This window comes from Bradyrhizobium sediminis (assembly GCF_018736105.1).
In the GTDB taxonomy this organism is placed as follows: Bacteria; Pseudomonadota; Alphaproteobacteria; order Rhizobiales; family Xanthobacteraceae; genus Bradyrhizobium.
The window spans coordinates 289,384-310,555 of sequence record NZ_CP076135.1; the positions used below are offsets into that span (position 1 = coordinate 289,384).

Here is a 21,172-nt window from a genome sequence, read left to right on the forward strand (position 1 = left end):
CGACGGTCGCGTTACGCCACCGCTTCCTTGGCCTTTTCCGCACGCTTGCGGTCGTTGGCGTCGAGGAACTTCTTGCGCAGCCGGATCGACTTCGGGGTCACCTCGACCAGTTCGTCGTCCTCGATATAGGCCAGCGCCTTTTCCAGCGTCATGCGGATTGGCGGCGTCAGGCGCACCGCTTCGTCCTTCGAGGTGGTGCGGATGTTGGTGAGCTGCTTGCCCTTGAGAATGTTGATCTCGAGGTCGTTGTCGCGGGTGTGCTCGCCGACGATCATGCCCTTGTAGACCTTCCAGCCCGGCTCGATCATCATCGGGCCGCGATCTTCCAGCTTGAACATCGCATAGGCCACGGCCTCGCCCTGGTCATTGGAGATCAAGACGCCGTTGCGGCGGCCCTGGATGTCGCCCTTGTAGGGCGCGTAGCCGTGGAACAGGCGGTTCATGACCGCGGTGCCGCGGGTGTCGGTCAGGAGTTCGCCCTGATAGCCGATCAGGCCGCGGGTCGGCGCGTAGAACACCAGCCGCAGCCGGTGGCCGCCGGAGGGGCGCATCTCGATCATCTCGGCCTTGCGTTCGCTCATCTTCTGCACGACGACGCCGGAATGCTCCTCGTCGACGTCGATCACGACTTCCTCGATCGGCTCTTGCCACTCGCCGGTGGCATCGTCCTTCTTCAGCACGACGCGCGGGCGCGACACGCTGAGTTCAAAGCCTTCGCGGCGCATGGTCTCGATCAGGATCGCGAGCTGCAATTCGCCGCGGCCGGAGACTTCCATGGAATCCCTGTCGGACGCCTCCGTGACGCGCAGCGCCACATTGCCCTCGGCTTCGCGCAGCAGCCGGTCGCGGATCATGCGGCTGGTCACTTTGTCGCCTTCGGTGCCGGCGAGCGGGGAGTTGTTGACGATGAACGACATCGACACCGTCGGCGGATCGATCGGCTGCGCCACCAGCGGGGTGTCGACGGAGGGGTCGCAGAAGGTGTCGGCGACGGTGCCCTTGGTGAGGCCGGCGATGGCGACGATGTCGCCGGCTTCGGCTTCCTCAAGCGGGGTGCGCTCGATGCCGCGGAAGGCGAGGATCTTGGTGATACGGCCGCTCTCGATCAGCTTGCCGTCGCCGCTCAGCACCTTGACGGCCTGGTTGGGCTTGATCGAGCCGGAGGTGATGCGGCCGGTAATGATGCGGCCGAGATAGGGATTGGCCTCGAGAATGGTGCCGATCATGCGGAACGGACCTTCCTCGACCGTCGGCGGCGCGACATGGCGCAGGATCAGGTCGAACAGCGGCTGCATGCCGGCGTCCTGCGGACCGTCGGGGCTTTCCGCCATCCAGCCCTGCTTGGCCGACCCGTACAGGATCGGGAAATCGAGCTGCTCCTCGGTGGCGTCGAGCGCCGCGAACAGGTCGAACACCTCGTTGATGACTTCGGTCGGACGTGCGTCCGGCCGGTCGACCTTGTTGATGACGACGATCGGCTTCAGCCCGACCTTCAGCGCCTTGGAGACCACGAATTTGGTCTGCGGCAGCGGGCCTTCGGCGGCGTCCACCAGCACCAGCGCGCCGTCCACCATGTTGAGGATGCGCTCGACCTCGCCGCCGAAATCGGCGTGGCCCGGGGTATCGACGATGTTGATGCGGGTGTCCTTCCACTGCACCGAGGCTGCCTTGGCGAGGATGGTGATGCCGCGCTCGCGCTCCAGATCGTTGGAATCCATGGCGCGCTCGACCACGCGCTGGTTGTCGCGGTAGGTGCCGGATTGCTGCAGCAGGCGATCGACCAGCGTGGTCTTGCCGTGGTCGACGTGGGCGATGATGGCGACGTTGCGAAGGTTCATAGCTGTTCTTCTGGCTCGGACAATGGCTGGAGCGCGATCTCACCGGAAAACCGGGACCCACTTTTCCGGATCACGCTCAAAAACCTGGAATTCTGAAGGCGCCCGTGGCGCCTAAAAAGGAAGCCCGGCCAAAAGGACCGGGCAAACCGTACTCGTTGCGGCGCAATATATTCAGAAAACGCCAAAAAACAATGGGTTGTTTCGCATTTGGTTAGCCGATTTTCGGGTCCAAAGTGGTCGACCACAGCGCCACATCGGCCCGATCCCGCAAAGTCACGGTCATCTGCCCGGTTCCGCCGTCAATCCTGACATGACCGAAGAACTGCATCCCGGCCGACGGCGGCAGGTTCTGCCTGCCCGGGCCGGGCGCCTTGATGAATTTCACCTCCGGGCCAAAAGTGTTGTCGAGTCCGTTCGGCCCGAAAGTGCCGGCGTTGAACGGGCCGGCGACGAATTCCCAGAACGGATCGAATTCCTGGAATTGCGCCTTGTCCGGATTGTAGTAGTGCGCCGCCGCGTAGTGCACGTCTGCCGTCAGCCACACCGTGTTGACGATCCCGGCTGACTTGATGAAGCGCAGGAGATCGGCGATCTCGAGTTCGCGGCCGCGCGGCGGCCCGTCGCCCTGCGCAATCCCTTCCGAGCCCTTCCGGTTGGGCCCGTCGTCATAGACGATGATGCCGAGCGGCATGTCGGAAGCGATCACCTTCCAGGTGGCGCGCGAATTCAATAGTCCGCGCTTCAGCCACGCCAGCTGGTCGGGTCCGAGGAAGTAGCTCTCGGGACCGTATTCGGTCTGCAGATTGGGATTGTTGGCGCCGCGATAACTGCGCTCGTCCAGCATGAAGACGTCGAGATGCGGCCCGTAATTGAGCGTGCGGTAGATCCGGCCCGGCTCGGCGAGGCTCTGGCGCAACGGATACATCTCGTGGAACGCGCGGGCCGAGCGCGCGGCGAGCAGCATGACGTCGCGCTCCTTGTAGGCGGCGGGGAGCTGTTTCGACGCCGACCAGTTGTTGACGACCTCGTGGTCGTCCCACTGCACGAAGATCGGAACCTCGGCGTTGAAGGCGCGCAGATTGTGGTCGAGGAAATTGTATTTGTGCGCCGCGCGAAACTCGTCGAGCGTCTCGGCGACTTTTGATTTCTCCGGAATCGTGACGTTCTTCCAGATCTTGCCGTCGGCGAGCTTCACTTCGGCGGCAATGACGCCGTCGGCGTAGATCGTGTCGCCGGAATGCAGCAGGAAATCCGGCCGGTGCTTGCGCATGGTGGCGAAAGTAAGCATGCCGCCGTCGTCGGGATTGATGCCCCAGCCTTGCCCCGCGACATCGCCGCCCCAGACGAAGCTGACGTCGCGGCGATCGGCAGGCGCGGTGCGGAAACGGCCGACGACCGGCTCGCTCGATATGCCGGTGTGCGCGAGGTCGCGGAACCGGACGCGATAGAAAATCTCCTGCCCGGCGGGCAGATTTTCCAGCAGCATTCTTGCGGTGAAGTCGCTCTCGGGCAGCGCCGCGATCGGCGGCAAGGCCCTCGCATGACCAAACGATTCGGTGGTCGAAATTTCCACCATCATTTGCGACGGCCGGTCGGCGCGCGACCAAACCACGCCGTCATCGACGCCGACGTCGCCGGATTGTACGCCATGAGCAATTTGCGGCCGGTCGGCGGCGCGGCTGAGATAGGGCATCGCGATAGTGCCGAACGCACCGGCGCCCGCCGTCAGGAAACGGCGTCGGGAGATCTGACGGCGAAATCTCGTGGGCATGGGAGCCTCGTTTGGAGCCCGATTCGAAGTGCGGCGAACCGGGTTAGATGCTTCGCATCGCTCCGGAATGACGGATGGCCTGTTGTCAGCCGCTGCTTCGCGCGAAAACGCTATAGGAAGATCGTGTGACGGTGCAATTAAAGCGTGCCGGTCGCGCGGAATTGCGCGCCTGCCCGCTGCAGGCTTTGCGGCAGGCTCATCAGCAATGCCCTGCGGTCGGCTACCGCGTTGTGGAACTGGTCGAGCGCGATATTGAAGGCTGTCAACGCCCCTTCCTCGATGGCGCCGCCCTCGAAACAGTGCAGCGTATCGCGCAGGATATCGTCCGCCTCGGCCTGCATCCGGTCGAGTTCCTCGGTGGAATCGCTGCGGCGCGCGGCCGCAATCATGTCCAGCAGCCGCTCGCGCAACGAGCTGTTGTTGCTGCGCTCGTCCTTCTTCAGATAACCGGCGAACCACGCGCCGGCCGATCCCATGGCGGAAAGCGCCATCAACCCCCACCAGATGAAATCGCTGTAGCGATCGAGGAAGGTCTTCTCTTCGCCGTCGACATAGGCGGCAGCCCCGGGATGCGCGGGGAGCACGGCGTCCTTGTCGGTATCGGGGGTCTCGATCTGCGCCGCCAGCGGAAAATCCGTCTTCAGGGTCTGGCGTACCGCAAACAGCTGCCGGGTGAAGGTAGCGACGGTCGATTCCGGGATGCCCTTCCGAGCCACGATATGGTGGGAGAAGCGGATCGTCTTGACCTCTTCCTCGGGCTTGGCGGGCGAGCCGCCGAAGGTGCCGGAGGGTATTTCGGAGGCCTCGTAAACCGGGTGGTTCTGCGCGATCGCCTCGGCCGAATCGATCGCGAGAAAGGTCGGAATTCCGCCATCACGCGTCGAGGCCGCGATCGCGTCCGCGGTGATCTTGCTATTGACCGGTCCGGCGGCGAGATAGGCGTCCGCCTTCTGGTTGCGGATGGCGTCCGCGGCTTCATTGGCCGGAAATTGCACGATTTCGACCTTGTCCGGATCGACGCCGTATTGCTTCAGGATCACCTTGAGCAAATTGACATTGGCCTGGGTGCGTCCGACCACGCCGATGCGGCGTCCCGAGAGCTGGACTATTTTCGTGATCTTCGGCGCGGCCTTCTTGCCTTTGACTTTCGCCGCCGGCGGCACCCATAGCACCGCGACGTTCTTGCGCAGCGTTGCCACGGCCTGGGCATTCTTGGGCACGTCGAGATCGCCTCTGACGATGGCAAGATCGGCCTTGCCGTCGGCCAGCGCGTGGGCGCTCGCCAAGGCGCCATCCGTCTGCAACGGGCGCAGGCGGACCTGGCTGCGCGTCTGGATGAAGGCTTGCGTCAGCGCCTGCACCACCCTGACGTCGTCGCTGTTGGCCGGACCGACCGCGATCCGCAGGGTCACCGGGCGCATCGCATAATAGTAAGCCCCCGCGACCGCGCCGATGACGGCGAGGATCCCCGCCAGCGTGACGAACATCATCCGCCGCTTTGCCGAACGGGGCGATGGCGGCACCGGCGGCCCGACCAGGTCGAGCCCTCCGGTCATCGATCTTGCAAACAATCGTTTGACGTTCAAATTCATGCTGCCAATGCGGTTAAAAAAACAGTTTAGCAAATTTCCTGCCGGCGCGGGGTTCCATCGGTGTCATGGTTACCGGCTGGCTCTGCACCGGATTTGCCGCCTTATTGTGGCATGGATCGCCGGCGAAACCTCCGGGGATCCCGAAGGCGCGTTCCGGTGTTAGGGTAAAGTTGGCGTGAAACGGAGGCGATCATGGCGGAACGGCTGTCGGCGGAGGCGCGCAAATCAGCCCTGAAGGAGCTACCGGGGTGGACCGATACGCCCGGCCGCGACGCGATTGCGCGAACCTTCACTTTCAGGGATTTCAACGAAGCGTTCGGATTCATGGCCCGCGCCGCGCTGGTGGCCGAAAAGAACGACCATCACCCCGAATGGCGCAATGTCTACAGGACGGTGGAGGTGGTCCTGGCAACCCATGATGCCGGCGGCGTCACCGCCCTCGACGTCGGTCTCGCCAGGGCCATGAACGCGATCGCCAGACAGATCGGCGTCGCCTGAACGCCTTCCCGGCAATCTTGCAGCGGGGGTGCGGCATCCCCAATTCTTAGACGCGTCAGCGCCGGCAATGTGCCGCGCCAGCTTCGGGAGGCCCAAGCGATGGCATCTGAACACACCGTGGGCTTCGAGCCGGCCGACGAACTCGCAAAAGACCGCGAAAGCGTGCGGCGTCGCTTCTGGATCAAGCTGAAGCGGGTGGTGGCCAAACTGCCGTTCGCCGAGGAACTGCTTGCGGCCTATTATTGCGCGTTCGACCGGCAGACGCCGCGCCATGTGCAGGTGGCGCTATTGGGGGCGATCGCCTATTTCATCCTGCCGTTCGACTTCGTCCCCGACATGTTGCCGGTGCTTGGCTTCACCGACGACGCCGCGGTGCTCGCGACCGCGATCCGGATGGTTGCGACCCACATCACGCAGGAGCATCGGGATGCCGCCCGCGCCGCACTGAAGCGGGGCATCGGCGGCGCCGATGCCGGCGAGGCCTGAGCGTTTCAGGCCTGCCGGCTTCGGGCGCTAGCGCTGCCTTTGCGGGGTGCGGATCTGCGCCCGCGCATTCTGCTCGGCCTCCCATGCCTGGAACTGCTTGAACAGCGCTTCCCGTTCGGGATCCGAAGGCAGCCTCCCGGCGGCCGTCTTCTGCTTCAGGAACTCGTCGAACCGGCTGCGCGCGACGGGCTCGATCTTGTGCTCGTCGAGCCATTGCTTGGCGGCCGGAAAGCGTTGCCAGTCCGGCAGCTGGGCCGACAGCGAAACTTCCTTCCATTTCGGATGGAAGGGCGGCTTCTGGAAGGTCGGGAATTTCGTGAAGAAATTATCCACGAACAGCGCCAGCTTCCGATAGCGCTCGGTGTTGGGCGCCCAGTTATAGGCCGCCAGCACCGCCGGAACCGCAATCGTGTCGACCTGCTCCCCATCCGCAATCAGATTCGGATAATCCTTCGCGGTCAGGGTGGCGGGCAGATAGTCGCCCTGCAGAGGCTTGGCGTATTCGACCGGAACAAGGTGAAACCGGTCGTCCTTGAACTGGCTGACGGACTTATACGGCTTGCCTCCGGCACAGATCACGGCGTCGATCTCGCCGGCCTTCAATTTCTCCATCGAGATGCGTTGCTCGATATAAGCGAACTTCGGCTTGATTCCGAGCCGCTCGAACACGATCGAGGCCGTGATGAAGGTGCCGCCGTTTGGAAGGTCGACGCTGACGGTCTTGCCCTCGAGATCCCTCATGCTGCGGATCGATTTCGACGCGATGACATACATCTCTTCATTGTAGAGCTTGGTCACATAGGTGAATTGTTTCTTGATGTCCTTCGCGAAGCCTTTTTTCTCGAGATAGTCGAGGGTGTCGGACCGTACGATTCCAAGATCGACGCCCTGCAGAAACAGAATATCGGCGACGCTTTGCACCGAGCCGCGGCCGACGATCGAGAGCACGCGCAGCTTGTTTCCGTCATCCAGCACCGACGCCAGGTCCGCGCCGAACTGAACATAGGTGCCGCCGATGGTGCCCGACATCACCGTCACCGTGTTGGCGTTCAATGCCTTCTTTGTCTCTACCGATCCGAACTGGAATATCGCCTTGAGGCTTTCGCTGACCTTTGCCGGGTCAAACTCCTTATCGTCGGCGGCCCGGGCGGCGAAGCCGCAAACCATCATCACGGCGACCATCGCCATCCCGAATATGCGTTGCATGGTGTCCCCTGTTATCGTGAAATCTAGTTCTGTATTTGACTGAGGCGCTGCTGCGCATCCTGCGAACCGAACTGGGCCGCCTTCCGGTACCATTCACGCGCCTTGGCCGGATCTGGCGTGATGCTTCGCGTATCCGGCGTTCCCAGCACGGCCGGATCGTAGGTCTGAGCCAGCATCAGAGCGGCGCTGGCCTCGTGCGCATCGGCGGCGCGTTCGAGCAGCAATCGCGCCGGCGCGATGTCGCCAATCTCGATCAGGCTCCTTGCCCGCTTCAGCAGGGTCGCGAGTTCTTCGGCATCGAGCCGCCGAGTCGGCGGCGGCGGTGCAGCGGCGGCCGCCGCAGGCTGGCGGATTTCCGGCTGGCTCTGATGGGCGGCAGCCTTCAGGGCGAGCGCGATTTCGTCGCGTGTCGGCGCCCGTGCGGCCGGCGGCGAAGCGCCGATGGCGGCAGCCGGTTGACTGACCGGTGCTGGTTGGGCGGCGACCGCTCGCGCGGCAACGACGGGCTCCGACGCTGATCCCGCAGCGGCGCTGGATTGAGCCGGCGCCGCGCCGATCAGCGATGCCTTGGCGTTCGAGAACAGAGCGAGGGGATTTTCCACCGACGCGATCGCAAACGCGATACCCGCCGCGGATGCCACCAAAATCCCAGCCTTAACAAAACGCGACCAATCAACCGCTCTATCAAAACCCTTTTCGCCGCCGCTCCCGAAGCCCCGCTGTCTGGGTTCTTCGGCATCATTGGAGAGGAACAGCGGAATGTCCTCGGGGAGAGAATAGTCTTTCTTCGCCATCGATGGCGTAGAGCTGTAAGCCATGAATTCAGCGCCGCTTGCGAATTCGTCAAGCGACTCGATGGTTGGTTCGCCGTAAATGGGTTCGTCGTAAGGAGTGAGCCCTGTATTCTGCGCCATCTGATGCCTCCCGCGCTACGCACGCAACATCAGGCATCCCGGCATCAGTTTCTTAGTGTCGTTGTCGACCGGGCGGCCTGTTACTGAGGCCCCCAAATCGCATTTTGAATCCGCCCAAAAAGCGACCATGACCGGCACGAATTGGGAGATATCTTGATTTCATTGCGGCGAGACCCGTCGATTTCTTGACCAGTTCTTGCAACTGAAACCTGTGCATTGTTGAAGCACACCTAACCATACCCGCGAAAGCGGGATCCGGTACGTCGCGGCTTCTCGGCTGATCGCGGGTGTCTCTGGAATACTGGATCGCCCGATTGGGCCGCGCGATGACAAATCAGGATGATGCGGCGCGCGAGAACGGCTCCGCCTTTGAAGCCCCTCGCATCAGGGATGCAGGATCACCTTGCCCATCGCCTTGCGGCCGGCGAGCACCTTGAGGGCGTCGGCGGTTTGCGCCAGCGGGAAGGTGCGGTCGACATGCGACGAGATCTTGCCTTCCGCGGTCCACTTCACGAGCTTTTCCAGATTGGCGCGGTTCTTTTCCGGATTGAGTCGCGCCCATGCGCCCCAGAACACGCCGCGGATATCGCAGCCCTTCAACAGCGCCAGATTGAGCGGCATCTTCGGAATGTCGCCGGCGGCGAAGCCGATCACCAGGAACCGGCCTTCCCATGCGATCGAGCGCAGCGCGGCTTCGGCATAGGTGCCGCCGACGGGGTCGAAGATGATGTCTGCGCCCTTGCCGCCGGTCAGTCGCCGCAGCCCCTCCTTGAGATCCTCCTTGGCGTAATTCAGCCCGAGTTCGGCGCCGTGCGCCTTGGCGAATTCGAGCTTCTCGTCGGACGAGGCGCAGGCGATCACCTTCAGGCCCATCAGCTTGCCGAGTTCGCATGCCGCCAGACCGGTGCCGCCGGCGGCTCCCAGCACCGCCAGGGTCTCGCCGGGCTTCGGACTGGCGCGATCCTCCAGCGCATGCAGCGCGGTGCCGTAGATGATGATGATCCCGGCGGCGCGATCGAAATCGAGATTGTCGGGTATCCTGACGATCGAATTGGCCGGCAGCGCGATTTTCTCGCGCGCGCCGTTGTGGCCGCAGGACGCCACCACGCGGTCGCCGACCTTGAGGTCGGTTACTCCCGCGCCGACGCTTTCGATCACGCCTGCGACTTCTGCTGCCGGCGAAAACGGGAACGGCGGCTTGATCTGGTATTTGCCCTGGATCATCAGGATGTCGAAGAAATTCAGCGCCGCCGCCTTGATCGCGATCACCGCCTCGCCGGGCCCGGCGACGGGATCGGGCACATCGGCCAGCACGAGATCGTCGGGGCCGCAATATTGCGAGCAGAGAATGGCTTTCATGGACACACCTGAGTTTCGGACGCACAAGGAAGGCTGGACGCTTCTTGCCGGATTTGAGGCCGGGCTACAATACAGGGCGGAGGAATCAAACGATGTTTGAAAAAGGCCTGCTCAAGGGAAAGCGGATACTGGTCACCGGCGGCGGTTCCGGGCTGGGGGCTGCAATGGGGCGCCGCTTCGTCGAGCTTGGCGCCGAGCTGATCATCTGCGGTCGCCGGCTTGAACTGCTGGAGCAGACGGCCGCGCAGATGCGCGCAGACCTCGGCGGCAAGGTCAGCGTCGCCAGATGCGACATCCGCGACGGCGCCGCGGTCGATGCCATGATGGATGCGCTCTGGCGCGAGGCGCCGCTCGACGTGCTGGTCAACAACGCCGCGGCGACCTTCATCGCGCAGACCGAGCATCTGTCGTTTCGCGCCGCCGACGCGATCCTCGCGCCCACCCTGCACGGCGCGATGTATTGCACGCTTGCCGCCGGCAAGCGCTGGATCGAAACGGCCCACAAGGGCGTGGTGCTGAGTATTCTCTCGACCTCGACCATTACCGGCCGCGCCTTCACGGTGCCTTCCGCGATGGCGAAATCCGCCGTGCTGGCGATGACCAAGAGCCTGGCTGTGGAGTGGGGCCCCAAGGGCATCCGCACGGTGGCGATCGCGCCGGGCGCATTTCCGACGCCGGGCGCATCGGGTCAGCTTCGGCCCGAGGGGCGTGACGAGAGTTGGGCCTCGAAAAATCCGCTCGGCCGGGTCGGCGAACATGGCGAGCTTGCCGATCTCGCGAGTTTCCTGATTTCGGATCGCGCCGGCTACATCAATGGCGAGATGGTGGTGCTGGACGGCGGGTCGCATCTGCGCAGCTCCGGCGCCGAGGATCTGCTGCAATGGACCGACGCGCAGTGGGAGCAGCAGCGCGCGGCGCGGACGAAAGGCTGAAGGCGCGGCGCTACAGGGTTCTCGAGGCCCGGCCAAGCGATCCCGTAACTGCCTTCCCAAAAAGGCATTTCCCGGCTATCCATTTGTCCGTGACAACGGGATGTCGGGGCCATCTTCCAGTCACAATAATGAGGGAACCAGTTCCGGTCATGTCCGTGCGGCGAATTCTGACATCCCTTGTTGCGAGTGTGCTGGTGTGTGGGGTAGCTCACCCCGCGCAGGCGCAGAGCGCGTCGTCGAAAGCCTCCAAAGGAGCGGCCAAGCCGGCCGCAAAGCCGGAGGCCAAGCCCGCGGCTGCCGGCGGCGCGGAGCCGACGCTGATCGGCCAGTTCGGCACCTGGGGCGCCTATACCGCGACGCCGAACGGCAAGAAGGTGTGCTTCGCACTGGCAAAGCCGTCATCGTCGAAGACCAATCCGCCGAATCGTCCGCGCGATCCGGCCTATGCCTTCGTTTCCACGCGTCCGGCGGAAAAAGTCGTCAACGAAGTCTCGGTCATGATCGGATATACGCTGAAGCCGGGCTCGGAATCGACGCTGGAAGTCGGCGGCGCTTCCTACGCGATGTACACCCAGGGCGACGGTCTCTGGATCAAGAACGCCGCCGAGGAAGAGCGGATGGTGGAAGCCATGCGCAAGGCGGCCGATGTGACCGTAAAGGGCATGTCGGCCAAGGGCACCGAGACCACGGACGTCTTTCCGCTGAAGGGTCTTGCCCAGGCGCTCGACCGGCTGGCGCAGGATTGCAAGCGCTGAGCGCGTATTAAAGCCAAAATCGATGCATTTGGTGCCTTTCCCGCAGGTCGCGGAAGGCCTATCTGATGTTCCATGAACGAGACCATGACCATCACCTCAGCCGAAGCCGGTTCCGGCGCCGCCGCGCCCCTGGAAAAGACCGCGCTCGAAACCTACGTGCCGCCGGCCAAACCGTCGCTGGTCGGCCTGTCGCGCGCGGAGATCTCCGACCGGCTCGGCGCCATCGGCGTGGCCCCGGCGCAGCGCAAGATGCGGGTGCAGCAGCTCTGGCACTGGATCTACGTCCGCGGCGCCAAGAATTTCGACGAGATGACCAGCATTTCCAAGGAAATGCGCAGCGCACTCGACCAGCATTTTACGGTGGCGCGGCCGGAGGTGGTCGCCGAGCAGATTTCCAACGACGGCACCCGCAAATGGCTGCTGCGGCTGCCGAGCGGCGACAGCGTCGAGAAGGCCCACGAAGTCGAGTGCGTCTACATTCCGGAAACCGACCGCGGAACGTTGTGCGTTTCCTCGCAGGTCGGCTGCACGCTGAATTGCTCGTTCTGCCACACCGGCACGCAGCGGCTGGTGCGCAACCTGACCGCGGGCGAGATCGTCGGCCAGGTCATGGTGGCGCGCGATCGCCTCAACGACTGGGCCGACCGCGACACCCCTACCGGCGGCCGGCTCGTCACCAATGTCGTCATGATGGGCATGGGCGAGCCGCTGTACAATTTCGACGCGGTGCGCGATGCCCTGCTGATCGTTTCGGACAATGAAGGCATCGGCATTTCCCGCCGCCGCATCACGCTGTCGACCTCGGGCGTGGTGCCGAACATCATCCGCACCGGCGACGAGATCGGCGTCATGCTGGCGATCTCGCTGCATGCGGTGCGCGACGAGCTGCGCAACGAACTGGTGCCGCTGAACCGGAAATATCCGATTCAACAACTGCTGCAGGCCTGCCGCGACTATCCCGGTTCTTCCAATGCGCGGCGCATCACCTTCGAATATGTGATGCTGAAGGGCGTCAACGATTCGCTCGATGACGCCAAGCTGCTGGTGAAGCTGCTGAAGGGCATTCCGGCCAAGATCAATCTCATTCCGTTCAATCCGTGGCCGGGCACGCGCTACGAATGCTCGGACTGGGAGCAGATCGAGAAATTCTCCGAATACATCTTCAACGCCGGCTACTCCTCGCCGGTGCGCACGCCGCGCGGCCGCGACATCCTCGCCGCCTGCGGCCAGCTGAAATCGGAAACCGAGAAACTGTCGGCGCGCGAGCGTCAGGCGCTGCGCGCCATGGCGATGACGGATTGAGGTTTGCAGATGGGGCTCATCGCTCGCATCTTCGTCGTCATCCTCGCGTTGCTGGTCGCCTGCTTGGCGGCGGCCACCGTGGTGATGGTTGCGTTCCTGACGCTCGATCAGACCGATTTCACCCGTCTTGCGACCGATCCTGCCGCGATCCTGGTGGTGATCGGGTTGTCTTCCGTCACCTTGTCCGGGTACGCGCTGCTACCCTCCGCGCTGATCGTCGCGCTTGCCGAGGGCTTTCAGCTGCGCTCAGCGGTTTTTTACGCGCCCGCTGGCGGGGCGCTGGCGCTCGTCCTGACGTTCGGCTCGGACTTCGGAATAAACATCAGCCCCATATTCGCGCGCGATCGCGGGATCATGGTTGGAGCAGGCATCCTCGCCGGCTTCATTTATTGGGCGATCGCCGGACGCAATGCGGGCGCTTGGCGCAAGGCATACCCGCCCTTAATCCGCGCATGAGACGGCTGAGAGGTTCGTGCTCGTGTTGATGGGGTTGATTACATGGCACTGATAGGCCGCCTGTTCGTCATTCTGTTCGGTTTCCTCGCCGCCTGCCTGGTGGCGGGGATGATCGTGGTCGGCGCGGTGCTGTTTCCGGAATTCAGCGATCTCGGGGCCGGTCCGATCGATCAGGACGCGGTGAACATTTTGCTCGGCTTCGGCTTCATCTTCCTCAGCGGCTTTGCGCTGTTGCCGGCGATGGTCGTGGTGACGATCACCGAGGCATTCTATATCCGCAGCGTGCTGGCCTACGCGCTGGGCGGCGGCCTCGTCGGCCTGGCCTGTTATCTCGGCCTGGTTCCGTTCGATCCCGAGACGCTGCGCTTCGACGGTATCGTCCGGCGGCATCTCGAAATCATGACCGGCGCCGGCATCATCGCCGGCCTCGTCTACTGGATGATCGCCGGCCGCAACGCCGGTGCCTGGCGCGAACCGCCGCGCCCGCTGACGCCCCCGCCGCCGCTGCCGTCAGCGTCCCCGCAATCGCCGCCGCCGTTGTGAGCGAGCGTTCTTCAACCCTCCAGGGGAGGACAAGACCTGTCCTTCAAGCCTTTTCATCCCCAACCGCCTCGGCTAAACCCCGCGCCATGAACCGATTGGGACTTTTCATCGCGCTGGCGCTTTCGCTTTTTGTCGGATTGCTGTTCGGGATTTATCCCGAACTCGATCTGAAGCTGGCTGCGCTGTTTTACGACGGGACGAACAAGTCGTTCCCGCTGAAATTCAACACGCTGGCGGCGATCGCGCGCGACGGCGCGATGTGGATTGCGTGGGGCCTTGCGGCGCCGGCGATCGTCGCACTGGTGGTGAAGCTGGCGCGGCCGGACAAGCCGCTGCTGATATCGGGGCGGGCGGTCGTGTTCCTGCTCGTGACCCTGACGCTTTCCGCCGGCGTGCTCACCAACCTCACATTCAAGAGCTATTGGGGCCGGCCGCGTCCGGTGGTGGTCACGCAGTTCAACGGCGCGCAGGAATTCGTGCCGTGGTGGGACCCGCGCGGCAGCTGCGGACGCAACTGTTCGTTCTTCTCCGGCGAAGGCGCCACCGCGTTCTGGACCTACGCGCCCGCGGCGCTGACGCCGCCGGCCTGGCGTCCGCTCGCCTATGCCGCGGCGACCGTGTTCGGCGTGACCACCAGCCTGCTCCGGATGGCGTTTGGCGGGCACTTCTTCACCGACGTCGCGGCGGCGGGGCTGGTGACGTTCCTGGTGATCTGGCTGGTCCACGGCTACATCTACCGCTGGCCGTCGACCCGGATGACCGACGAGGGGATCGATGCCGCGCTGACGCGCTTCGGCTGGCCGGCCTTTCGCCTGCTGGCGAGGCTGCGGGCGCGCGGGCGCTCCCGGTAAGTCCGGCTTCATTACGTCCATTAAACGCGTGCCCATCAGCGCGAAATTTGTTATTCGCGCACTCGAACCGCAAACGACGCCCGTCATTTCGACCGATTGGAAGCTCTATGAGTACGATCCTGAAAAGCCTGCCCAAGGGGGAAAAAGTCGGTATCGCTTTCTCGGGCGGCCTTGACACGTCAGCGGCGCTGCTGTGGATGAAGCAAAAGGGCGCCCGCACCTTTGCCTATACCGCCAATCTCGGCCAACCTGACGAGGCCGACTACGACGAAATTCCGCGCAAGGCTCTGGAATACGGCGCCGAAAAAGCCCGGCTGGTGGATTGCCGCACGCAATTGGTGCACGAAGGGATCGCCGCCATCCAATCCGGCGCCTTCCATGTCTCTACCGGCGGCATCGCGTATTTCAACACCACGCCGCTGGGCCGCGCCGTGACCGGCACGATGCTGGTATCGGCGATGAAGGAGGACGGCGTCAACATCTGGGGCGATGGTTCCACCTACAAGGGCAACGATATCGAGCGGTTCTACCGTTACGGCCTGCTGACCAACCCGAGTCTGCGGATCTACAAGCCCTGGCTCGACCAGCAGTTCATCGACGAGCTGGGCGGCCGTGCGGAAATGTCGGCGTTCATGACCGCCAATGGATTCGGCTACAAGATGAGCGCCGAAAAGGCTTACTCGACCGACAGCAATATCCTCGGCGCAACCCACGAGGCCAAGGATCTCGAGCACCTGGACAGTGGCATCAAGATCGTCAATCCGATCATGGGCGTGCCGTTCTGGCGCGAGGACTGTATCGTCAAGGCCGAAAAGGTCGCCGTGCGTTTTGTCGAGGGCCAGCCCGTCGCGCTGAACGGCCGGACGTTCGCCGATCCCGTCGCGCTGTTCCTCGAAGCCAACGCCATCGGCGGCCGACATGGCCTTGGCATGAGCGACCAGATCGAGAACCGGATCATCGAGGCAAAGAGCCGCGGCATCTACGAAGCTCCCGCCATGGCGCTGCTGCACATCGCCTACGAACGCCTCGTCACCGGCATCCACAACGAGGACACCATCGAGCAATACCGGATCAGCGGCATGCGCCTTGGCCGACTGCTCTACCAGGGGCGGTGGTTCGATTCCCAGGCCCTCATGCTGCGCGAAACCGCCCAGCGCTGGGTGGCTCGCGCGGTCACCGGCGAGGTGACGCTCGAGCTGCGCCGTGGCAACGACTACTCGATCCTGAACACCGACAGCCCCAACCTGACCTATCAGCCCGAGCGGCTGAGCATGGAGAAGGTGGGCGATGCGGCGTTCACGCCGGCGGACCGTATCGGCCAGCTGACGATGCGCAACCTCGACATATCAGATACCCGGGCCAAGCTGAAACTCTACGGAGAGACAGGCTTGCTATCGACCGGGGAAGGCTCCGACATCTTCAGGCTCGACAGCGACAAGGGCTGAACCGCGCGGGCGCAACTTCTTGGATTATGCGGCGGGCTTCATCAAGCTCAACGCGTTGCGGCTGCGCTCGCTCAAGAAGAAGCGGGGGCGGTCGCCTCGGTCCTATTTCAGCCGCAACGCGTCCAGCAGTGAGCGGAACGCACGCGCATACTCGGCGCCGGCCTTGCCGATGTCCTGACCGGCCGAGCAGGCAACCGCGGCTTCCGTCACCGCACCGAGCAGCAGCCGCGCCAATGGCTCGACCGGCTGGCGCGCGATCAGGCCGGCGTCCATCGCGGCGGCGAGCGCGCGCGGAAACTTGCCGCCGAAATGCTTGGCATCGATGTCGCGCCAGCGCTCCCATCCGAGCACGGCAGGTCCGTCGCGCAGGATGATCTGGCCGGTTGGCCCCTTTGAACAGGCCGAGAAATAGGCCTGTGTTCCCGCTGCTATCGCGGCCAGCGTGTCCTTCTCAGCGCGCGAGATGCGGTCGAGGTCGGAGACCAGTTCGAGGGAGGCCTGTTCGAACACCGCCTCGAACAGCGCCTCCTTGGTCGAAAAATGATGGTAGACCGCGCCCTTCGCGACGTGCGCGCCGGCGGCGATATCGTCCATCGTTGTCGCGGCAAATCCACGCTCACCGAAAATGCGCTTCGCCGCCCTGACGATCGCCGTCTGTGTTTTTTCGCGCCGCTCGGCCTGTGTTGCCATGGTTGCTGTCTAGCGCAGTTCCGTGCCCGGGCCAATTGACTTGTCGACCGACGGTCGGTAATTGTCGACTATTGGTCGGTATCTGGAGGAAATCTGATTATGCCGTCGCTCGCCACACTGCAAGCCTTTGCCGCCACCGTCGAATCCAACGACCATGTCGGCGCCATCCTGAAATTCTATGCGCCTGATGCTCAAACGCAGGAGAACGACCGTTCCCCCCGGGTTGGCCGCGATGCGCTGGCTGAGCGGGAGCGCGCCGTGCTCGCGTCCGTTGCCGGCGTCAAGACCACAAGGCTCGGGCCGCTCTTGCTCGACGGCGACCGATCGGCGATCTGCTGGCGGTTCGAATTCACGGGCAAGGACGGCAAGGTGCGGACAATGGAAGAGGTCGCGTGGCAAACCTGGCGCGGCGAGCAATTGATCGAGGAGCGCTTCTTTTTCGACCCGCAGCAGATGAAGGGATGAGGTGAAGATCGAGCCAGCACCTGGAATTCATTTGCGTCGCCAAAGTGATTCACGGTCCGGCGATCCGGGCCTGCGCCCAAGCCTGCCTCGCGATCAGATATGGAAATGGCCGGGATCGCTCCCGGCCATTTCTGTTTGGCGAAGGCTTGCCTTACCGCGGCGGGGCGGTGCCCGGCGGCGGGGGCGGCAACGATGCCGACCCGCCGTTGAGCAGCGGCGTGATGTTGCGGATCGTGACGCGGCGATTGATGCGGCTCGGTCCGTCGGTCTGCTCTTTCAGATATTGCTCGCCGTAACCTTGCGAGGTCAGGTTTTCCGCCGGCACGTTGAATTGCTGCGTCAGCAGCGTGGCGGCGGATTCGGCGCGGCGGTCCGACAGCGACAGATTGTCGACGTCCGGTCCCACCGCGTCGGTGTGACCCTCGATCAGGAACACCGCGCGCGGATTGGCCGCGATCGCACGATTGAGGCCGTCGGCAATCGCCTGCAGCTTCGCCGCCTGGTCGGGGGGAATCTCCCACGATCCGGTTTCGAAGTTGATGCTGTTGAGATCGATGCTCGGCATGCGCTGTCGCACCGACGGGCTGTAGCGGATTTCGTCGAGCGTATAGCGACGATCGATCCGTTCCACCGGCGGAGCGATCATGGTGTCATAGATCAGTTCCGGCGGCGCCTCGTCGGCTTCGACGATATAGCGGTTCTGTGGAATGCGCAGGATCGGCGGCGGCAGGTCGACATAGAAACCGCCGACGGCGCGCGGGTCGCGATAGCTGTTGTCGATGATGATGATCTCGCGGCCCCGCTCGTCGCGGCGAATCCGGCGCAACAACTGGCCGTCACGACCGACCACCGTGATGATTTGCGTGCCGTCGGGACGGATGACGATGGTGCGCGTTTCACCGCCGACCTGCTGGGTCTGGATGTCGCGCGCGCCATAGCGGAAGCGATCCATTTCGTTGTGGCGGATGAACGACTGCCCGCCGGGGTCGACAACGATAATGCGGCCGGGTTCGGTGAAGACCGTGCGGCCGCCCTGCTGGGTTTCGCGCCGCTCGCCCCGGAAGCCTTCCAGGGTCTTCGATCCCAGCGCCGGTGCCGCGCCCGGAGCGATCGGGGTCAGCGCCTGGGCCGGGGGCGGTGCGGGCGGAATCGGCGCGGTCACCGTCGGTGGCGGGCTCTTGGCGACAGGTGTGCCGGCCGGCAGTGACGTCTGTCCGCCAGCGCCGGGTGTCGGCGTGGCATTCGGCGTTGCCGGGGGCGCTATCGTCGTTCCCGGAGCCGGCGGCGGAGCGGCAGTTGCCGGGCTACCCACGGGCGGTGGGGTTTGCTTGGCTCCAGCCGGGGGCGGCGGAGGTGGCGTGACTGCGCCAGCGCCTGCCGGGGGTGGCGGAGGCGGGGGGGCTTGAGTCCGCGGCGCTGTCCCGGGCGGCGTGCCCGGAGGCGGCGGGGTCTGCTTGGCTCCCGCCGGGGGCGGGGGCGGAGGCGGTGCGCCCGCGCCAGCCGGGGGCGGCGGCGCCTGTGTCTGCGTTGCCGGCGCGGTTGTGGGCGGCGGCAATTGCTTGGCGCCCGCGGGCGGCGGCACGGAAGTCGGCGCGCTCTTCTGCTGCGGCACCACAGGTGCGGTGCTCGGCGGAGCCGGGGGCTTCGGCGGAACGGGTGCTGCCGTCGGCGGAGGTGGCGGTGCCGTCCGCGCCGCTGGAGGCGGCGGTGGGGGCGGAGGCGTCGCGGGCTTGGGCGGCGGCGGTGGTGCAGCCGTTGGGGGCTTCGGCGGCGGCGGAGGCGGCGGTGCCACGCGCGCAGGCGGGGGCGGCGGCGGCGGTGGTGCCTGGCGCGGAGGCGGAGCCGCGACAGGGGGCGGCGGCGGAGGCGGAGCAACCTTGGGCGGCGGCGGCGGCGGAGGCGGTGGCGGCGCTTGACGCGGAGCAACAGCGGGCGGTGCAGCCTTCGGCGGGGCCTTGGGCTTGCCGTCGGGACCAAGTTCCTCCTTGGCCTGCGCCACCACCATTGGGGCGGTTTGCGCGTGCGATGCAGCCGCCGCGAATTGCATTGCCGTAAGGGCTGTCGTGGCGAGCAGCACGAGGCGAAGGTTTGTCATGATGGTCTGGGTCCCGGGAATTATTGGCAACAAAGTCTGGCAATCAACGAATAAGCGTTAGGCCGGATTGTGGCGGCCTCTGATGGCAAAGCGGCTTTTATTTCCGAACGCGCCACGTCTGAATGCGCAATTGTTCATGGCGTATTCAGACGCTCGTTTCGAATCGCATCCTGCATCGTATTACATCGCCTCCTGCTGTAAATCAGGTGTGCCTGGATTCACATCCGGCTCCGAGCCCGGCAGATCGTCAACTCCGGCATCGGTCGCGGGATAGGGCGTGCGCGGATCTTGCGGTCCTTCGCACCGGCAATTCCTCTGGCGTGCGGCCCGGCAGCTCCTCCGGCTGCAGCGGCTCACCCGGCTCCTGCATCGGCGGCGGCACCTCGGGCCGCGGACTGCCCGGCGGATTCTCCTGCGGCGGCTCGGACGGTTGTCCGGGCTTGACCGGCGGATCTTCCTGCGGATCGATCGGCATTTACATCGCCGCCCAGGCGGGGTCGGTATTGTCGTTGGTCATGTCATCGCTCCCTGGGGCTGCAGCGATAACGACGGCGACACCGCGATGTTCCACATTCGGGCTGCGGGAACCGGTCACTCCGGCGCGTGGCAAACGGCTTCGATGTTGTGGCCGTCGGGATCGAGCACGAAGGCGCCGTAATAATTGGGGTGATAATGGGCCCGGATTCCGGGCGCGCCGTTATCGCGTCCGCCGGCTGCCAATGCAGCCCTGTAGAACGCGTCGACAGTGGCGCGGTCCCTGGCGTGGATCGCAACATGCAACGGCTTGTTCAAGCCGCCCTCGCTGCCGATCCAGAAATCCGGCTTGCCGTCGGCGCCGAAACCGGCCGCGGGGTCGTGGCCGGTCTGCTCCTGCGTCACTTCCATCACGAGGCTGTAGCCGAGCGGCGCCAAAGCCCTGAGATAGAAAGTCTTGGCGCGCGCATAATCGGAAACCGGAAAGCCGACATGGTCGATCATCGGGAATCTCCTGCGGTTGAGGACTGCGACAGTTCTGATGTAGGCGGAATTCAGCCGCGAACCAGCAGCGTGTTGCTGCGGGTCTTGCCGGTCTCGGCGTAGCCGCGCGCGCGCATGTCGGCGATGCAGTCTTTCAGCCATTCGTTTCGCGACAAATGCTCGATCACGACCGCGCGCGGCCACAGCGACGGCGGCGCCTGCTCGAAGAAACCGGTCAGAATGCGATCTTCAAAGCCCTCGACGTCGATCTTCAGCGCATCGACATGGTCGACGCCTGCGTCGGCGAGAATGCGCTGCAGCCGTAACGACGGCACCCTGATGGCGTTGCCTGCGGGATCGCCGGACACGATATGGCTGGCGCCGAGATTGTCGCCGTCGGTCTCGATCATCAGCTCGCCGTCCGAAGGGCCTGCGGCGGCGGCCACCAGCGTGACCTGGGTGTAGCCGGATGCGGCGCAGTTGAACCTGAGCCGCGCATGCGTCACCGGATGCGGCTCGATCGCAATCACCTTGCCGGTCGCGCCGACCTGGCGCGCCAGCACCATGGCGTAGGTGCCGACATTGGCGCCGACATCGACGAACACGCCACCGGCAGGCGTATGCGCGCGCAGAAAATCCAGCTCCTCGATGTTGTAGTCGGGATTGAACAATGCGCCGCGCTCGGTGGCGCTGGCCTGATGATAGAAGCGGAACGACGCGCCCTGATAATGGACGTCGACCGGACCCGCGCGCAGCAGGTTGACCAGTCGCGACAGCATCGGACGAAACGCGCCGCGTTTCAGCCGCGAGCGTTGCGCCAGCCGGATGATCGCCGCCTGCGCGGCATTCGGCGCGAAGGCGCCGAACGGCGGGGAGGTGGGATCGTTGGCCGCGGCAGTGCCGGGTGGCAGGGGTGGCAGGGTTGGCAGGGTCAAGATCTTCTCGCCGGAGAATTGCGAACGCCTACATAGCCGGTTTCGCGGACGACTCCAACGACGTGGGGCGCGCGCGGCCCGC

20 protein-coding genes are annotated in these 21,172 nt (G+C 64.5%); 10 read left to right on the forward strand and 10 right to left on the reverse strand.

The genetic code is table 11. The features are described 5' to 3' along the window. Window positions 1-11: 11 nt before the first annotated feature. The 3 genes from typA to KMZ68_RS01460 all read right to left on the reverse strand — a co-directional run bounded on the left by typA (window position 12) and on the right by KMZ68_RS01460 (window position 5,201). A complete protein-coding gene (gene typA, locus KMZ68_RS01450) occupies window positions 12-1,838 on the reverse strand; it encodes a translational GTPase TypA (RefSeq protein WP_215614159.1) in 1,827 nt (608 codons plus the stop codon). A gap of 211 nt (window positions 1,839-2,049) precedes the next feature. After that, window positions 2,050-3,609: an alkaline phosphatase D family protein gene (locus KMZ68_RS01455; RefSeq protein ID WP_215614160.1), complete on the reverse strand. Its 1,560-nt coding sequence runs from the start codon at window positions 3,607-3,609 to the stop codon at window positions 2,050-2,052. A gap of 137 nt (window positions 3,610-3,746) precedes the next feature. Next, window positions 3,747-5,201: a TAXI family TRAP transporter solute-binding subunit gene (locus tag KMZ68_RS01460; RefSeq protein ID WP_215614161.1), complete on the reverse strand. Its 1,455-nt coding sequence runs from the start codon at window positions 5,199-5,201 to the stop codon at window positions 3,747-3,749. A 192-nt stretch (window positions 5,202-5,393) separates the two neighbouring features. Here KMZ68_RS01460 and KMZ68_RS01465 point away from each other — a divergent pair, with 192 nt between their 5' ends. Further along, window positions 5,394-5,699 carry a 4a-hydroxytetrahydrobiopterin dehydratase gene (locus tag KMZ68_RS01465; RefSeq protein WP_215614162.1) on the forward strand — a complete coding sequence of 102 codons (306 nt, stop codon included), beginning with the start codon at window positions 5,394-5,396 and terminating at the stop codon, window positions 5,697-5,699. A 99-nt stretch (window positions 5,700-5,798) separates the two neighbouring features. Beyond that, window positions 5,799-6,185 (forward strand): YkvA family protein, encoded by a 387-nt coding sequence (locus KMZ68_RS01470; protein WP_215614163.1) that lies wholly within the window; start codon window positions 5,799-5,801, stop codon window positions 6,183-6,185. 27 nt (window positions 6,186-6,212) lie between these two features. On the opposite strand, the gene KMZ68_RS01475 is transcribed toward KMZ68_RS01470, so the two are convergent. The 3 genes from KMZ68_RS01475 to KMZ68_RS01485 all read right to left on the reverse strand — a co-directional run bounded on the left by KMZ68_RS01475 (window position 6,213) and on the right by KMZ68_RS01485 (window position 9,664). Then, window positions 6,213-7,391: a TAXI family TRAP transporter solute-binding subunit gene (locus tag KMZ68_RS01475; RefSeq protein WP_215614164.1), complete on the reverse strand. Its 1,179-nt coding sequence runs from the start codon at window positions 7,389-7,391 to the stop codon at window positions 6,213-6,215. Between the two features lie 23 nt (window positions 7,392-7,414). After that, window positions 7,415-8,305, reverse strand: a complete 891-nt coding sequence (locus KMZ68_RS01480; protein ID WP_215614165.1) for a hypothetical protein — start codon at window positions 8,303-8,305, stop codon at window positions 7,415-7,417. 384 nt (window positions 8,306-8,689) lie between these two features. Continuing rightward, window positions 8,690-9,664 (reverse strand): NADPH:quinone oxidoreductase family protein, encoded by a 975-nt coding sequence (locus KMZ68_RS01485; RefSeq protein ID WP_215614166.1) that lies wholly within the window; start codon window positions 9,662-9,664, stop codon window positions 8,690-8,692. 92 nt (window positions 9,665-9,756) lie between these two features. On the opposite strand from KMZ68_RS01485, the gene KMZ68_RS01490 reads away from it, so the two are divergent. The 7 genes from KMZ68_RS01490 (at window position 9,757) to argG (ending at window position 15,948) form a co-directional block, all read left to right on the forward strand. Beyond that, window positions 9,757-10,596, forward strand: coding sequence for an SDR family oxidoreductase (locus tag KMZ68_RS01490; protein WP_215614167.1), 840 nt, complete (start codon window positions 9,757-9,759; stop codon window positions 10,594-10,596). 149 nt (window positions 10,597-10,745) lie between these two features. Further along, window positions 10,746-11,351 (forward strand): invasion associated locus B family protein, encoded by a 606-nt coding sequence (locus tag KMZ68_RS01495; RefSeq protein WP_215614168.1) that lies wholly within the window; start codon window positions 10,746-10,748, stop codon window positions 11,349-11,351. Window positions 11,352-11,435: 84 nt separating this feature from the next. Then, the gene (gene rlmN, locus KMZ68_RS01500) at window positions 11,436-12,653 is read left to right on the forward strand and encodes a 23S rRNA (adenine(2503)-C(2))-methyltransferase RlmN (RefSeq protein ID WP_215614169.1); all 1,218 of its coding nucleotides are present in this window, start codon (window positions 11,436-11,438) and stop codon (window positions 12,651-12,653) included. Between the two features lie 9 nt (window positions 12,654-12,662). Beyond that, window positions 12,663-13,109: a hypothetical protein gene (locus KMZ68_RS01505; protein ID WP_215614170.1), complete on the forward strand. Its 447-nt coding sequence runs from the start codon at window positions 12,663-12,665 to the stop codon at window positions 13,107-13,109. Window positions 13,110-13,151: 42 nt separating this feature from the next. Next, a complete protein-coding gene (locus KMZ68_RS01510; protein WP_215614171.1) occupies window positions 13,152-13,652 on the forward strand; it encodes a hypothetical protein in 501 nt (166 codons plus the stop codon). Between the two features lie 86 nt (window positions 13,653-13,738). Then, a complete protein-coding gene (locus tag KMZ68_RS01515) occupies window positions 13,739-14,503 on the forward strand; it encodes a phosphatase PAP2 family protein (RefSeq protein WP_215614172.1) in 765 nt (254 codons plus the stop codon). Between the two features lie 107 nt (window positions 14,504-14,610). Next, window positions 14,611-15,948, forward strand: coding sequence for an argininosuccinate synthase (gene argG / locus KMZ68_RS01520; RefSeq protein ID WP_215614173.1), 1,338 nt, complete (start codon window positions 14,611-14,613; stop codon window positions 15,946-15,948). 102 nt (window positions 15,949-16,050) lie between these two features. Here argG and KMZ68_RS01525 read toward each other — a convergent pair whose 3' ends face one another. Next, a complete protein-coding gene (locus tag KMZ68_RS01525) occupies window positions 16,051-16,638 on the reverse strand; it encodes a TetR/AcrR family transcriptional regulator (RefSeq protein ID WP_215614174.1) in 588 nt (195 codons plus the stop codon). 99 nt (window positions 16,639-16,737) lie between these two features. Between KMZ68_RS01525 and KMZ68_RS01530 the strand changes: the two genes are divergently transcribed. After that, window positions 16,738-17,103 (forward strand): nuclear transport factor 2 family protein, encoded by a 366-nt coding sequence (locus tag KMZ68_RS01530; RefSeq protein ID WP_215614175.1) that lies wholly within the window; start codon window positions 16,738-16,740, stop codon window positions 17,101-17,103. 151 nt (window positions 17,104-17,254) lie between these two features. On the opposite strand, the gene KMZ68_RS01535 is transcribed toward KMZ68_RS01530, so the two are convergent. The 3 genes from KMZ68_RS01535 to KMZ68_RS01545 form a co-directional block, all read right to left on the reverse strand. Further along, window positions 17,255-19,198, reverse strand: a complete 1,944-nt coding sequence (locus KMZ68_RS01535; RefSeq protein ID WP_215614176.1) for an OmpA family protein — start codon at window positions 19,196-19,198, stop codon at window positions 17,255-17,257. Between the two features lie 591 nt (window positions 19,199-19,789). Next, window positions 19,790-20,176, reverse strand: coding sequence for a VOC family protein (locus KMZ68_RS01540; protein ID WP_215614177.1), 387 nt, complete (start codon window positions 20,174-20,176; stop codon window positions 19,790-19,792). A gap of 50 nt (window positions 20,177-20,226) precedes the next feature. After that, a complete protein-coding gene (locus KMZ68_RS01545; protein ID WP_249779675.1) occupies window positions 20,227-21,084 on the reverse strand; it encodes an FkbM family methyltransferase in 858 nt (285 codons plus the stop codon). Window positions 21,085-21,172: the final 88 nt, after the last annotated feature.

Bases quoted from the DNA above. Each gene is read 5' to 3' on its own strand.
- typA (WP_215614159.1), bottom strand. From the start codon at position 1,838: ATGAACCTTCGCAACGTCGCCATCATCGCCCACGTCGACCACGGCAAG.
- KMZ68_RS01455 (WP_215614160.1), bottom strand. From the start codon at position 3,609: ATGCCCACGAGATTTCGCCGTCAGATCTCCCGACGCCGTTTCCTGACG.
- KMZ68_RS01460 (WP_215614161.1), bottom strand. From the start codon at position 5,201: ATGAATTTGAACGTCAAACGATTGTTTGCAAGATCGATGACCGGAGGG.
- KMZ68_RS01465 (WP_215614162.1), top strand. From the start codon at position 5,394: ATGGCGGAACGGCTGTCGGCGGAGGCGCGCAAATCAGCCCTGAAGGAG.
- KMZ68_RS01470 (WP_215614163.1), top strand. From the start codon at position 5,799: ATGGCATCTGAACACACCGTGGGCTTCGAGCCGGCCGACGAACTCGCA.
- KMZ68_RS01475 (WP_215614164.1), bottom strand. From the start codon at position 7,391: ATGCAACGCATATTCGGGATGGCGATGGTCGCCGTGATGATGGTTTGC.
- KMZ68_RS01480 (WP_215614165.1), bottom strand. From the start codon at position 8,305: ATGGCGCAGAATACAGGGCTCACTCCTTACGACGAACCCATTTACGGC.
- KMZ68_RS01485 (WP_215614166.1), bottom strand. From the start codon at position 9,664: ATGAAAGCCATTCTCTGCTCGCAATATTGCGGCCCCGACGATCTCGTG.
- KMZ68_RS01490 (WP_215614167.1), top strand. From the start codon at position 9,757: ATGTTTGAAAAAGGCCTGCTCAAGGGAAAGCGGATACTGGTCACCGGC.
- KMZ68_RS01495 (WP_215614168.1), top strand. From the start codon at position 10,746: ATGTCCGTGCGGCGAATTCTGACATCCCTTGTTGCGAGTGTGCTGGTG.
- rlmN (WP_215614169.1), top strand. From the start codon at position 11,436: ATGACCATCACCTCAGCCGAAGCCGGTTCCGGCGCCGCCGCGCCCCTG.
- KMZ68_RS01505 (WP_215614170.1), top strand. From the start codon at position 12,663: ATGGGGCTCATCGCTCGCATCTTCGTCGTCATCCTCGCGTTGCTGGTC.
- KMZ68_RS01510 (WP_215614171.1), top strand. From the start codon at position 13,152: ATGGCACTGATAGGCCGCCTGTTCGTCATTCTGTTCGGTTTCCTCGCC.
- KMZ68_RS01515 (WP_215614172.1), top strand. From the start codon at position 13,739: ATGAACCGATTGGGACTTTTCATCGCGCTGGCGCTTTCGCTTTTTGTC.
- argG (WP_215614173.1), top strand. From the start codon at position 14,611: ATGAGTACGATCCTGAAAAGCCTGCCCAAGGGGGAAAAAGTCGGTATC.
- KMZ68_RS01525 (WP_215614174.1), bottom strand. From the start codon at position 16,638: ATGGCAACACAGGCCGAGCGGCGCGAAAAAACACAGACGGCGATCGTC.
- KMZ68_RS01530 (WP_215614175.1), top strand. From the start codon at position 16,738: ATGCCGTCGCTCGCCACACTGCAAGCCTTTGCCGCCACCGTCGAATCC.
- KMZ68_RS01535 (WP_215614176.1), bottom strand. From the start codon at position 19,198: ATGACAAACCTTCGCCTCGTGCTGCTCGCCACGACAGCCCTTACGGCA.
- KMZ68_RS01540 (WP_215614177.1), bottom strand. From the start codon at position 20,176: ATGATCGACCATGTCGGCTTTCCGGTTTCCGATTATGCGCGCGCCAAG.